We start from the raw sequence: 12,112 nt of genomic DNA on the forward strand, positions 1-12,112 counted from the left end.
CATGGACATCGCGCCCCCGGAACGCGATCAGACCGGCTCGCAGAGCGTCGACCGGGCGCTCAGCCTTCTTTCGATGGTCGGCCGGCACGCCGACCGTGGTGTTTCGCTCTCCGATATCGTCGAAGAAAGTGGGCTCAACAAGCCGACAACGCGCCGCCTGCTGCTCGCGCTGATGCGCGCGGGAATGATCGAGCAGGACGAGACGACGCGGCGCTATTATCTCGGCGAGGAGGCCTACGTGCTGGGCAGCCTCGCCTCGCGACGTTTCGGCTTGCTTCAGGTCTCGATGGAAAGTCTGCTGCGCCTTTCGAAGAAGACCGAAGATGCCAGCTTCCTCTCGGTTCGCCGCGACACATATTCAGTCTGCCTCTATCGCGAGGAAGGGACCTACCCGGTCAGGACCCACGCGCTGCAGGCCGGCTTCGAGCATCCACTGGGCGTCGGCGCCGGCTCGCTCGCCATGCTCGCCGCACTCCCCGACGAGGAAGTGGAAGCGGTGCTGGCCGCCAATGACGCGGTGCTCAAATCCGACTACCCAATGCTCCCGGTCGAGCAGATCCGGCGCGACGTCGAAACGACGCGCGCCAACGGCTATTCGCTCAATCCCGGCCGCATCGTCGCCAATTCCTGGGGCGTCGGGGTTGTGCTTCGCAGCGCGGACGCACGGCCAGTCGGCGCACTGTCGATCGCGGCGATCGACAGCCGGATGCAGCCGGCAAGACAAATCGAACTCGTCGGATATCTCATGCAGGAGGCAAAGCGCGTCGAGGAACGGCTTGCCCAGATGTTTGCCTCGCGCGCGCATATGCGCGAGCACCCCACTTTAAAGCCGCGCACCAGGAGGTTGTCACAATGACGGAGGCTCACACCGACGGACGGGCGCATTCCGCGTTAGGAAAGTCGGAATTGGAAAACACCGGGCAGTTGATGGCGACGGCAGCGGCGCCCACGCCTGCTCATGCCGGTGTCGAGCCCTGCGACGTCGCCGCCATCTTCGTCTACGTGTCGTCGCTGGGGCGCGCGAAGTGATGACCATGGCTGCAGGCGGCGTGACGCCTCCCTCCACGCGCGTCATGAACCTCTCGCATTTTTTGACCCAGGCGGCACGCCGCAATCCGCACGACATCGGCTTCGTCTGGCGCGAGCGGCAGTGGACATGGCGCGAGATGGAAGCGCGGGTCAACGCGATGGCCGCCGCACTCCGCGACGACTTCGGCGTGACAAAGGGAGATCGAATCCTCGTCCAGTCGGCCAATTGCAACCAGATGTTCGAATCTATGTTCGCCTGCTTCCGGCTCGGGGCCGTCTGGGTGCCGGCGAACTACCGCCAGTCGCCGGACGAAGTCGCCTACCTTGCCAAGGCGAGCGGCGCGCGTGGCCTGATCTGCGGCGCGGGCTTCCCGGCTCATGCTGCTGCCTGCCGGGAAACAGCCCCCGGGATCGACTTCGTCCTGTCGATCGGCGCGGCCGAATTCGGCGATGACTACGACGCCGTCGCCGCCCGTTTTGCCGGCCGGACCGTTGCCAGCGTCGCCGTCGATCGCGACGATCCCTGCTGGTTCTTCTTCACCTCCGGCACGACCGGCCGGCCAAAGGCCGCCGTGCTCACGCATGGCCAGATGGGCTTTGTCATCACCAATCATTTGTGCGACCTGATGCCCGCCACGACGCGCGACGACGCCTCGATCGTGGTGGCGCCGCTGTCGCATGGGGCCGGCATTCATCAACTCGTGCAGGTGGCGCACGGCGCCAAGTCTATCCTGCTGCCAACCGACAAGCTCGACGTGCCGACGGTCTGGGCGCTGGTCGAAGAATGGCGGGTGACCAACGCCTTCACCGTGCCGACCATCCTCAAGATGCTGATCGAGGACGACAGCGTCGACCGGTTCGACCATTCCTCGTTGCGCTATGTCATCTATGCCGGTGCGCCGATGTACCGCGCCGACCAGAAGCGGGCGCTCGAGAAGCTCGGGCCGGTTCTGGTCCAGTATTTTGGCCTGGGGGAAGTCACGGGCAATATCACTGTGCAGCCTCCTTCCTATCATTCCGTCGAGGATGGCCCGCAAGCGCGCATCGGAACCTGCGGTTTCGAGCGCACAGCCATGCAGGTCGAGATCCAGGACGACGCCGGCAACGCCGTCTCGCCGGGCGAAACCGGCGAAATCTGCGTGATCGGGCCTGCAGTCTTCGCCGGCTATTACGACAACCCGCAAGCCAACGCCGCAGCGTTCCGCAGCGGCTGGTTCCGCACCGGCGATCTGGGCCACATGGCCGAGGACGGCTTCGTCTACATCACCGGCCGCTCGTCCGACATGTATATCTCAGGCGGCTCCAACATCTATCCGCGCGAGATCGAGGAGAAGATCCTGCTCCATCCCGACATCAGCGAAGCCGCCGTTCTCGGCATTCCCGATCCCGTCTGGGGCGAGGTCGGCGTCGCGGTTTGCGTCGCACGCGCCGGCGTTGTGCGCGAAACGGTCGCGATCGAGCGCTGGCTGGAAGGCAAGCTCGCCCGCTACAAGATGCCCAAGCGCTTCGTGTGGTGGGAGACGATGCCCAAATCGGCCTATGGCAAGATCGCCAAGAAGTTGATTCGCGAAGAGCTGGAGCGCCGCGGCGAGTTGGGACCGCCCGAGCCGAAGCTCCCGGCATGAGGAGCAGGCGATGAACAGCAGCCACCAAAGCCGCGCCGTGGCGATCACCGGCGGCGCATCGGGCATCGGCCTTGAGACCGCGCGCTTGCTGACCGAGCGCGGCTTCGAGGTCTTCCTCCTCGACCTCGCCGCGCCAGCGCTGGGTTCGGCCTGCACGGATCTCGGCCTGCGCGAGGAACGCGGCATCGTCTGCAACGTCGTCGACGAAGCGGCTGTCGACGAGGCCATTGGCCGGATCACCGCCGCGCACAGCCTCACCGCAGTCGTGAACTGTGCCGGCATAGCGATGGACCGGCCGTCGGTCGAGACCAGCGTCGAGGATTTCCGCCGCATTGTCGACGTGAACCTCACCGGAACGTTCATCGTCTCGCGGGCTGCGGCGCGCTACTGGCTTGAACGGAAGCTGCCGGGAGCGATTGTCAATATCAGCTCTGTTTCTGGTCTTTGCGGCAACAAGGGCCGCAGCGCCTACGGCGCATCGAAAGGCGGCCAGAATCTGCTCACGCTCGTCATGGCCAATGAGCTCGGCGTCGATGGCATCCGCGTCAACGCCATCGCACCCGGGCCGATCGAAACGCCGTTGACGCAGGCCGTCCACACCGAGGATGTCCGTCGGCAGTGGTTGGATCGCGTGCCGCAGCGCCGCTACGGCACGCCGCGCGAGATCGCGGGAGCGGTGGCTTTCCTGATTTCAGACGAGGCCAGCTACATCAACGGCCAGATTCTCGCCGTCGATGGCGGCTTCATCCATGCCGGCCTTGTCGCCTGAGATGGCTCCGATGCGCAGCATCCGCCATCCCGGCCCGATGTCGCCGGAACGTTTTGCAGCGATGCCCTGCGCCGCAGAGCCGCTGACGCTGCGGCTTGAAGCCGGCAGCGCGATCAATGACGCCGTGGCGCAGGCCCTCGCGCTCGCCGGGTTCAGCGGCGGGTATATCCGCCTGCGCAACGCGCGGGTTGACCCAATGCGCTACGTCATCCCCGCCGCCTCTCCCGATGGCACGCACGCCGCCTGGTACAGCGATACATTCGCACCGGCAGGCATAACGGTCATCGAGGATGCGGGCCTCGTCGCCGGCCGGCGCGACGAGCGGCCATTTTTTCATTGCCATGGCATCTGGCGCACCCCCGACGGCGTGCGCCACATGGGCCATCTCCTGCCGCTCGACTCGCGCTTGGCGGAGCCGGTTGAGGTCACCGCCTGGGGTATCGAGGGCGCGCTGTTCGACGTGCGCGACGACGCCGAGACGAATTTTCGCCTTTTCGCGCCGATCAGGGCTCCGCTCCTGGGTGAGCGCCGCAGCCGCCGCGCAGCCATCTGCACGGTAAGGCCCAACGAGGATATCGGCCAGGCGATCGAAGCCATCTGCCGACGGCACGGCTTTGACCACGCCGCGATCCAGGGCATCGGCAGCCTGGTCGGCGCGGATTTCGACGACGGCTCGGCGGTCTCCTCCTATGCGACGGAAGTTCTCGTCACGGACGGCGCCCTGCGCTCCGGTCGTTGCACGCTCGACATCGCGCTGGTCGGCATGGACGGTGAGATAAGCGCAGGCCGCCTTCGCCGCGGCGCTAACCCCGTCTGCGTGACGTTCGAATTGCTGGTTATCGCATCCAATGAGGAACCTGCATAGTTGAGGATGCTGACCACGCTGTGCGCCCGTGTCCGTTGCGGCCCCACTTGGTCGACCGTGGATCAGGATCATCCGAAATTTAGGTTTCACGACCCGGTCAGAGCGGTTTTCGGATCCATTTTGCCAGGACGCCAACGATGCCTTCCCGGAACGACAGCACCGCGACAACGAAGATGATGCCCTGGCCGATCGTGACCCAGTCGCCGAATGTCGCGAGGTAGTTCTGCATCGTGACGATGACTGCCGCGCCGACGATCGGTCCGAACACCGTGCCCATGCCGCCCAACAGCGTCATCAGCACGACTTCGCCGGACATCGTCCAGTAGACGTCGGTAAGCGACGCCAACTGGAACACGATGGCCTTGGTTGCGCCGGCGACGCCGGCGAGCGTGGCCGACAGCACGAATACGGCGAGCTTGTAGCGGTTGACCCGATAGCCCAGCGAGATCGCGCGCGGCTCGTTCTCGCGGATCGCCTTCAACACCTGTCCAAACGGCGAATGGATGATCCGATAGATCAGCAATATGCCGGCGAAGAAGATGGCGAGCACGAAGAAATAGAGAACTTCGCTCGAACGCAGGTCGATCAGCCCGAACAGATGGCCGCGCGGCACGGCCTGGATGCCGTCCTCGCCGCCGGTAAACGCCGCCTGCAGCGAGAAGAAATAGATCATCTGCGCAAAAGCCAGCGTCACCATGGCGAAATAGATGCCGTGGCGGCGAATGGCGAGGGAGCCGATGGCGAGACCGAGCACGGCTGCCACCAGCGTGCCCGCGATAATGGCAAGTTCAGGCGTCAGGCCCCACACCTTTGCCGCATGGGCCGAGACGTAGCTCGCCATGCCGAAATAGGCTGCGTGGCCGAAGGACAGGAGACCGCCAAAGCCGAGCAACAGGTTGAAGGCGCAGGCAAACAGCGCGAAGCACAGCACCTTCATGACAAAGATCGGATAGAGCAGAAATGGCGCGGCGACGAGGAAGACGAAGAGCGCGGCGAAGATCGCAAGGTGATGACGGGGCATGCCCGCGGCGCCGACGGACGTTATGGCCGCCATAGCGATCGGGTTGGTGTCGGTTGTCATCACACACTCCGTCCAAACAGACCCGCGGGCTTGACCAGCAGCACGAGCGCCATGATGACAAAGATCACCACCGCCGAGCCTTCCGGATAGAATACGCGGGTCAAGCCCTCGATCAGCCCAAGCCCGAAGCCGGTGAGGATCGAGCCCAGTATCGAGCCCATGCCGCCGATGACGACGACGGCAAAGACGACAATGATCAGGTCTGCCCCCATGTTCGGATTGACAGCATATATCGGCGCGGCGAGCACGCCGGCGAAACCCGCGAGTGCGACGCCGAAACCATAGGTGAGCGTGACCAGCAGCGGCACGTTGATGCCGAACGCGCCGACCATGGTCGGGTTCTCGGTCGCAGCCCTGAGATAGGCGCCAAGCCGGGTCTTTTCGATGATGAACCAGGTCGCGAGGCATACGATGAGGGAAGCCACGATCACCCAGGCGCGCGAATTCGGCAGGTACATGAAGCCAAGATTGTACCCGCCGTTCAGAAGCGGCGGCGGCGGGTACGGCAGGCCGGATACGCCGAAAAACTGGCGGAAGAAGCCGACGATGATCAGCGCCAGGCCGAAAGTGAGAAGCAGCCCGTAGAGATGGTCGAGGTGATAGAGCCGTCGGATCAGGACGCGCTCAAGCACGATGCCGGTGACGCCGACAATCGGCGGGACGATGAACACAGCCCACCAGTAACCGACGCCAAGATAATTGAGCAGCATCCAGGCGCCGAAGGCGCCCAGCATGTACTGGGCGCCATGCGTGAAATTGATGATGTTCAGGAGACCGAAGATGACCGCCAGCCCGAGGCTCAGAACCGCATAGAAGGAGCCATTGATCAGCCCGAGCAGCAATTGCCCGAACAGGACCTGTGGCGGAATTCCAAGCAGTTCGAACATGGTCGCTCCAGCTGACTTACCGACAAAACGACGCGCCGAGATGTTCGGCGCATCGTTGGCGAGGCTCGCTCACTTGACGAGCGAACAGCCGCCTTCGGCGAGCGGGCGGAACGCCTTGTCGGCCGGAATGGTGGCCACCGTCTCGAAATAGTCCCATGGAGCCTTCGATTGGTCCGGCTTCTTGACGCGGAACAGATACATGTCGTGCAGCTTGCGTCCGTCGGCGCGGATGGTGCCCTTGCCGAACAGCGGATCCTCGGTCGGCATTTCCTTCATTTTGGCCATTACCTTGGCCGCATCCTTGTCGCCGACGGCCTCGACGGCCTTAAGGTAATGCAAGACGGAAGCGTAGACTCCGGCCTCGATCATCGAAGGCTTTTGTCCGGCGTTCCGCTCCTGGAAACGGGCAGAGAACTCCCGCGTTTGATCGTTCTTGTCCCAGTAGAACGCGCTGGTGAGCACGAGGCCTTGCGCCACTTCGAGGCCAAGCGCATGCACGTCGTTGATGAACATCAGCAGGGCGGCGAGCGCCTGGCCACCCTGCGTGATGCCAAATTCCGACGCCTGCTTGACCGCGTTGATCGTGTCGCCGCCGGCATTGGCGAGGCCGACGACCTTGGCGCCCGACCCTTGCGCCTGCAGCAGGAAGGACGAAAAATCCTGGCCGGGGAAAGGATGACGGACGGCGCCGAGAACCTTGCCGCCCGATGCCTCGACGACCGCCGTCGTATCGCGCTCGAGCGCGTGGCCGAAGGCGTAGTCGGCTGTGACGAAGAACCAGCTATCGCCGCCCTGTGCGACCATGGCCGAGCCCGTGCCGTTGGCAAGCGCCCAGGTGTCGTAGGTCCAGTGGACGGTGTTGGGCGAACAGGCTTTGCCGGTGAGGTCGGACGAGGCCGGACCTGAGGCGAGGAAGATCTTGTTCTTCTCCTTGGTGATCTCGTTGACGGCGAGCGCCACCGACGAGGTTGGCACGTCGGCGATTACATCGACATTTTCGGTGTCGTACCACTGGCGAGCGATGTTCGAGCCGACGTCCGGCTTGTTCTGGTGGTCGGCGGAGACGATCGACACATTGATGCCCTTGTCCGTCGCCTTGAAGTCTTCGACCGCCATCTGGGCCGCGATGACCGAGCCTTCGCCGGCGATGTCAGCATAGATGCCCGAACGGTCATTCAGAACGCCGATCTTGACATCTGTGGCGTAGGCCGCGCCGGCCAGCAGCAGGCTCGCTGTCGAAGCCAGGACAAATCCCATTTTTTTCATCGCTACTTCCCTCCGATTGCGGCGCAACGCGCCGTTGATGATTGTCTAGACGCCGAGATAGGCGTGCAGCTTGTCGATGTTGGCGTCGAGTTCGTGGTTGGGGATGGTGTCGATCACGCGCCCCTGTTCCACCACATAGTGACGGTCCGCGACCAACGCGGCGAAATGAAAATTCTGTTCGACGAGCACGATCGTGAATCCCTCGTCCTTGAGCCGGGCAATGGTGCGGCCGATCTGCTGCACGATGACCGGTGCAAGCCCTTCGGTCGGCTCGTCGAGCAGCAAGAGCTTGGCGCCCGTCCGCAAGATCCGGCCGATGGCGAGCATCTGCTGTTCGCCGCCCGAGAGCTTGGTGCCTTGGCTCGAAAGCCGTTCCTTCAGGTTCGGGAAGAGCTCGAAAATCTGCTCGACGGTGAGCCCGCCCGGGCGCACCTGCGGCGGCAGCATCAAATTCTCCTCGACAGAGAGGCTGGAAAAGATCGCCCGCTCCTCGGGGCAGTAGGCGATGCCCATCTGTGCGATCAACCGCGACGGCAGCTTGATCGTCTCCCGACCCTCGTAGGTGACCGAGCCCGAGCGCCTGGAGAGAATTCCCATGATCGCCTTCAGCGTCGTCGTCTTGCCGGCGCCATTGCGGCCGAGCAGCGTCACCACTTCGCCTTCGCCGACCTCGAAACTGACGCCGTGAAGCACATGGCTCTCGCCGTACCAGCCCTGCAGGCCTTCGACGCGGAGCAGGGGTCTCGCCGAGGGGCCAGCAGCCGGCCTGCTTGCAAGTCCAACTTCAGACATGTCCGGCCCCGATATAGGCTTCGATAACGCGCGGATCCTTGGAAACCGCAGCATAGTCGCCTTCGGCGAGGACTTTGCCGCGCGCGAGCACGGTGATGCGGTTCGACAGCGAGGCGACGACCGACAGATTGTGCTCAACCATCAAAATGGTGCGGTTCTTGGCAATGCGCCGGATCAGCGCCGAGATGCGCTCGATGTCTTCCTGCGCCATGCCGGCCATGGGCTCGTCGAGAAGCAGCATTTCAGGGTTCAACGCCAGCGTCGTCGCGATTTCAAGGGCGCGCTTGCGGCCGTAGGACAGATCGCTGGCGCGGATATCTGAAAACGCGGTCAGGCCGACATCGGCGAGAAGAGCCGCACCCTCGCTGTTGAACTTGGAGAGTACTGTTTCGGAGCGCCAGAAATCGAAACTGTCGCCGCGCCGGCGCTGCAGCGCGATGCGAACATTCTCGAGTGCCGTCATGTGCGGAAACACCGCCGATATCTGAAAGGAGCGCACAAGGCCCAGCCGCGCGATGTCGGCCGGCTGCATCCTGGTGATGTCGCGGCCCTGGTAGCGGATCGCGCCGCGCGTTGGCTGGAGGAATTTGGTCAGCAAGTTGAACAGGGTCGTCTTGCCTGCGCCGTTGGGGCCGATCAGTGCGTGGATCGATCCTCGCTCCACCGTCAGGTTGACATTGTTGACAGCGACAAAGCCCCCAAATTCCTTAGTCAATCCCGCCGCTTCGAGGATCGCTCCGGAATTCATGCGCGGCAGCCCTCGCCGGTCATCGGCGTGAAAACGTGGAACCGCGCTGCGAGGCTGCCCGCCCCCAGGGTGACTTCCATGGTTCCTCCCGTGGCTTTCCCGCCCCGCAACAAACGACCTAATGCACAACGCGTCAAGGCTGCAATTTTTCAGATGCCTCGGTTCGACAAACTTTTGAAGAGCGGTTCACGGTCGGGCGCATGTGCAGCGACTGCTTGGCGATCTATCGTTCGCTCTCGGAGGGCATAACGAAAGCACTTGGCTCTCGAAACAGGCGCGCTAAAAACACCGCAATAATGACTATATCTAGCTAACGGAGCAGGGAGATGGGCTCGGCTGCCTGGCGTTAGCCGGCAGGGATCAGCGCCTGAGCCACTTGGCCGCTTCTGAACAGGAGAGGTTGACCATGACCAGTCAACTGGAAGACCGCAAGCTTGATCCAGCCGTGGCGCTCCCGGCGATCGACGAGATGGCGCCGCGCGAGCCGCATCGGCAATTTGCGCTGAAGCACGAGGACTGCTTCGTCGTCTCAGACAGCTACGGCGACATACGCGGCACCGGCGACGGGCTTTTCCGCGACGACACGCGTGTACTGTCGCGCTTCCGTCTGTTCATCGGCGGCCGGATGCTGTCGCTGCTCGGCGCCTCGCTGTCGCAAGACAACATCCTGTTTACCGCCAATCTCACCAATCTGGCCACTATCGGGCCGAATGGCAGCGAAGCGTTGCCGGGCGTCGTCCACATCGACCGGACGCGGTTCATCTGGCAGGACCGCATGTTCGAACGCATCACCTTCACCAACTACTCCGCGCGCGAGGTGGTCTTGCCGGTTCGGCTCGACTTCGACGCCGATTTCCGTGACATGTTCGAGGTGCGCGGCACCACGCGCAGCCGCCGTGGTCGCGCCCATGACGCGCTGGTCGGTGCGGCGAGCGTCACCTTCCGGTATGAAGGCCTCGACAATGTGGCCCGTCAATCGGTCATCGCATTCTCGTTCAAGCCCGATCAGCTGCATCCCAACCACGCCGATTTCCTCATTCTCGTGGCAAGGCGTGACAGCAGGGCACTGTACCTCGAGGTCGGTCACAGCGAAGCTGTCCCCTCCAGTGATCGCTTCCGCGCGGCCGCCGCGCGCGCCCGCTTTGCCATGCGCTCAAAGCGCCGGCAGGGCGCCACCGTATTCAGCTCCGGCCGCGTGTTCAATGACTGGCTGACACGCACGCGCGCCGACATCGCGCTGCTGACGACGGATCTGGAGACGGGGCCATACCCCTATGCCGGCATCCCGTGGTTTTCGACGGCTTTCGGCCGCGATGGCGTCATTTCCGCCTTGCAGATGCTCTGGCTCAATCCCGAGCTTGCCCGTGGGGTACTGGCCTATCTTGCCCACTATCAGTCGACCGACACCTCTGTGTTCGATGATGCCGAACCCGGCAAAATCATGCATGAAACCCGCAAGGGAGAAATGGCCGTGCTGCGCGAGCTGCCGTTCGGCCGCTACTATGGCGGCGTCGACACCACGCCACTCTATGTCTACCTGGCTTCGTCCTACGCCGATCGCACCGGAGACGAGGCGTTTGTGGATCGCATGTGGGACTCGCTGGGCGCTGCCACTGCCTGGATGGAAGAGGTCGGAGCCCGCAACGGGGAAGGCTTCGTAACCTACAACAGGGCGGCCGACACAGGTCTGTTCAACCAAGGTTGGAAGGACAGTTCCGATGCCGTCTTCCATGCCGACGGCACCATCCCCAAAGGGCCGATCGCATTGGTCGAGGTGCAAGGTTATGCCTTCGCCGCATATCAAGGGATGGCGGCGCTGGCCGTCAGGCGCGGCGACGACGCCAAGGCGGCGCACTGGAGCGCCCTGGCAGAGAGGATCCGTCAGGCGGTCGAGACGCATTTCTGGATGCCGGACCGCGATTTCTATGCTTTGGCGATCGACGGAGAAGGCAAGCAATGCGCGGTCCGCACGTCCAACGCCGGTCACCTGCTTTATGTCGGGCTGCCGTCGGCGGAACGGGCGCAGGCACTTGCCAGCCAGTTGCTCTCTGCTCATCTTCATAGTGGCTGGGGCGTTCGCACACTGGCCGACGACGAGATCCCATTCAACCCGATGTCATATCATAATGGCTCGATCTGGCCGCACGACACCGCGCTCTGCGCCTCCGGGCTCGCCCGCTATCACGAACGCGACAGCGTCGTGAAGCTGATGAGCGGTATGTTCGAGGCGGCGGTCCGTTTCAACATGCGGCTGCCAGAGCTGTTCTGCGGCTTTACGCGTGCGGCCAGCGATTCACCGGTGGCCTACCCGGTCGCCTGCCTGCCGCAAGCCTGGTCGGCTGGCTCCGCTTTCATGATGCTGCAGGCTTGCCTGGGCATCCGGGTTGACGGCTGGAAGCGCGAGATCACCGTCGAACGCCCGCGGCTGCCGATCGGCATCGACAACATCGTTATCCGCCACCTGGCCATTGACGAGGCGAAAGTCGATCTCATCTTCGAGCGCATTGGCGACCGTGTTGCGTGTTATCTCGACCACCGCCATGAGGGTCTGGTGCCTCTGGTGGTGCGCTCATAACGCAGGCCGGCTCCCCATGCGCTCCGTGATGGACACTGCCATCAATGACTACGGCGCAACTGGTACCTGCGCCGATCGCCAGCGCACCGACTGTAGGGTGGTACCTGCTGCATTTGCGAGCGCTGGATTGAGTCGCGCCTGGGTGAGCCTCGACCAGGGTAAGTCGCAATCTGAAGGAATGGCATACACAGCCAGCGCAGCGCAAAACCTGTACGGCGAATCCGCCTGAAGCTCCTTCGGAGCTTTGGCTTTTCGAGCGCATTGATTGGTCGTGAGTTTAGTTGGTCTTCAACTGGCCGACGCGGTTTTCGGCAATCCAGCGGGCGGCAAGCACCAATGCGCCCATACTGAAATCCTTGCCGTGTTTGGCCACCATTTCTTCCGACAGCTTGGCGAGCCGTTCGAAGAATTCGTCCTTGCTCTCGTCCTTGGGGGTGGGTTCGGTTTGCATCCTGTGCTCCTTTTGCATGCGGGC

At 63.4% G+C, this 12,112-nt stretch carries 12 protein-coding genes; 6 read left to right on the forward strand and 6 right to left on the reverse strand.

Features of this window, described 5'->3' with window-relative positions; genetic code table 11:
- The first annotated feature begins 1 nt into the window (after nt 1).
- Genes M727_RS0135085 through M727_RS0135105 form a run of 5 tightly spaced genes read left to right on the forward strand, consistent with a single transcriptional unit; the run spans nt 2 to nt 4,288 of the window.
- Nucleotides 2–856, forward strand: a complete 855-nt coding sequence (locus M727_RS0135085; RefSeq protein WP_027156404.1) for an IclR family transcriptional regulator — start codon at nt 2–4, stop codon at nt 854–856.
- The gene (locus M727_RS42180; protein WP_156941742.1) at nt 853–1,029 is read left to right on the forward strand and encodes a hypothetical protein; all 177 of its coding nucleotides are present in this window, start codon (nt 853–855) and stop codon (nt 1,027–1,029) included. Before M727_RS0135085 ends, M727_RS42180 begins: the two co-directional genes overlap by 4 nt.
- Nucleotides 1,029–2,654 (forward strand): acyl-CoA synthetase, encoded by a 1,626-nt coding sequence (locus tag M727_RS0135095; protein ID WP_027156405.1) that lies wholly within the window; start codon nt 1,029–1,031, stop codon nt 2,652–2,654. The genes M727_RS42180 and M727_RS0135095 overlap by 1 nt, the downstream gene beginning before the upstream one ends.
- A 10-nt stretch (nt 2,655–2,664) precedes the next feature.
- Nucleotides 2,665–3,423, forward strand: coding sequence for an SDR family NAD(P)-dependent oxidoreductase (locus M727_RS0135100; protein ID WP_027156406.1), 759 nt, complete (start codon nt 2,665–2,667; stop codon nt 3,421–3,423).
- Between the two features lie 10 nt (nt 3,424–3,433).
- On the forward strand, nt 3,434–4,288 hold the full coding sequence (locus M727_RS0135105; protein ID WP_027156407.1) for a DUF296 domain-containing protein: 855 nt from the start codon (nt 3,434–3,436) through the stop codon (nt 4,286–4,288).
- 97 nt (nt 4,289–4,385) lie between these two features.
- Here the strand turns inward: M727_RS0135105 and M727_RS0135110 are convergent, their stop codons facing one another.
- The 5 genes from M727_RS0135110 to M727_RS0135130 form a co-directional block, all read right to left on the reverse strand.
- Nucleotides 4,386–5,309: a branched-chain amino acid ABC transporter permease gene (locus M727_RS0135110; RefSeq protein ID WP_236473244.1), complete on the reverse strand. Its 924-nt coding sequence runs from the start codon at nt 5,307–5,309 to the stop codon at nt 4,386–4,388.
- Nucleotides 5,310–5,368: 59 nt separating this feature from the next.
- Nucleotides 5,369–6,256, reverse strand: a complete 888-nt coding sequence (locus tag M727_RS0135115) for a branched-chain amino acid ABC transporter permease (protein ID WP_027156409.1) — start codon at nt 6,254–6,256, stop codon at nt 5,369–5,371.
- Nucleotides 6,257–6,325: 69 nt separating this feature from the next.
- Nucleotides 6,326–7,522, reverse strand: a complete 1,197-nt coding sequence (locus tag M727_RS0135120) for an ABC transporter substrate-binding protein (protein WP_027156410.1) — start codon at nt 7,520–7,522, stop codon at nt 6,326–6,328.
- A 45-nt stretch (nt 7,523–7,567) separates the two neighbouring features.
- Nucleotides 7,568–8,314, reverse strand: a complete 747-nt coding sequence (locus M727_RS0135125; RefSeq protein WP_027156411.1) for an ABC transporter ATP-binding protein — start codon at nt 8,312–8,314, stop codon at nt 7,568–7,570.
- Nucleotides 8,307–9,062, reverse strand: a complete 756-nt coding sequence (locus tag M727_RS0135130; protein ID WP_027156412.1) for an ABC transporter ATP-binding protein — start codon at nt 9,060–9,062, stop codon at nt 8,307–8,309. Before M727_RS0135130 ends, M727_RS0135125 begins: the two co-directional genes overlap by 8 nt.
- Before the next feature lie 406 nt (nt 9,063–9,468).
- Between M727_RS0135130 and M727_RS0135135 the strand changes: the two genes are divergently transcribed.
- A complete protein-coding gene (locus M727_RS0135135) occupies nt 9,469–11,637 on the forward strand; it encodes an amylo-alpha-1,6-glucosidase (protein ID WP_036264583.1) in 2,169 nt (722 codons plus the stop codon).
- Between the two features lie 277 nt (nt 11,638–11,914).
- Here M727_RS0135135 and M727_RS42735 read toward each other — a convergent pair whose 3' ends face one another.
- The gene (locus M727_RS42735) at nt 11,915–12,088 is read right to left on the reverse strand and encodes a hypothetical protein (RefSeq protein WP_198032760.1); all 174 of its coding nucleotides are present in this window, start codon (nt 12,086–12,088) and stop codon (nt 11,915–11,917) included.
- Nucleotides 12,089–12,112: the final 24 nt, after the last annotated feature.

It is taken from the genome of Mesorhizobium sp. WSM2561 (genome assembly GCF_000513915.1).
Taxonomy (GTDB): domain Bacteria; phylum Pseudomonadota; class Alphaproteobacteria; order Rhizobiales; family Rhizobiaceae; genus Mesorhizobium; species Mesorhizobium muleiense.

Bases quoted from the DNA above. Each gene is read 5' to 3' on its own strand.
- M727_RS0135110 (WP_236473244.1), bottom strand. From the start codon at position 5,309: ATGCCCCGTCATCACCTTGCGATCTTCGCCGCGCTCTTCGTCTTCCTC.
- M727_RS0135085 (WP_027156404.1), top strand. From the start codon at position 2: ATGGACATCGCGCCCCCGGAACGCGATCAGACCGGCTCGCAGAGCGTC.
- M727_RS0135105 (WP_027156407.1), top strand. From the start codon at position 3,434: ATGCGCAGCATCCGCCATCCCGGCCCGATGTCGCCGGAACGTTTTGCA.
- M727_RS0135120 (WP_027156410.1), bottom strand. From the start codon at position 7,522: ATGAAAAAAATGGGATTTGTCCTGGCTTCGACAGCGAGCCTGCTGCTG.
- M727_RS42735 (WP_198032760.1), bottom strand. From the start codon at position 12,088: ATGCAAACCGAACCCACCCCCAAGGACGAGAGCAAGGACGAATTCTTC.
- M727_RS42180 (WP_156941742.1), top strand. From the start codon at position 853: ATGACGGAGGCTCACACCGACGGACGGGCGCATTCCGCGTTAGGAAAG.
- M727_RS0135130 (WP_027156412.1), bottom strand. From the start codon at position 9,062: ATGAATTCCGGAGCGATCCTCGAAGCGGCGGGATTGACTAAGGAATTT.
- M727_RS0135125 (WP_027156411.1), bottom strand. From the start codon at position 8,314: ATGTCTGAAGTTGGACTTGCAAGCAGGCCGGCTGCTGGCCCCTCGGCG.
- M727_RS0135100 (WP_027156406.1), top strand. From the start codon at position 2,665: ATGAACAGCAGCCACCAAAGCCGCGCCGTGGCGATCACCGGCGGCGCA.
- M727_RS0135135 (WP_036264583.1), top strand. From the start codon at position 9,469: ATGACCAGTCAACTGGAAGACCGCAAGCTTGATCCAGCCGTGGCGCTC.
- M727_RS0135115 (WP_027156409.1), bottom strand. From the start codon at position 6,256: ATGTTCGAACTGCTTGGAATTCCGCCACAGGTCCTGTTCGGGCAATTG.
- M727_RS0135095 (WP_027156405.1), top strand. From the start codon at position 1,029: ATGACCATGGCTGCAGGCGGCGTGACGCCTCCCTCCACGCGCGTCATG.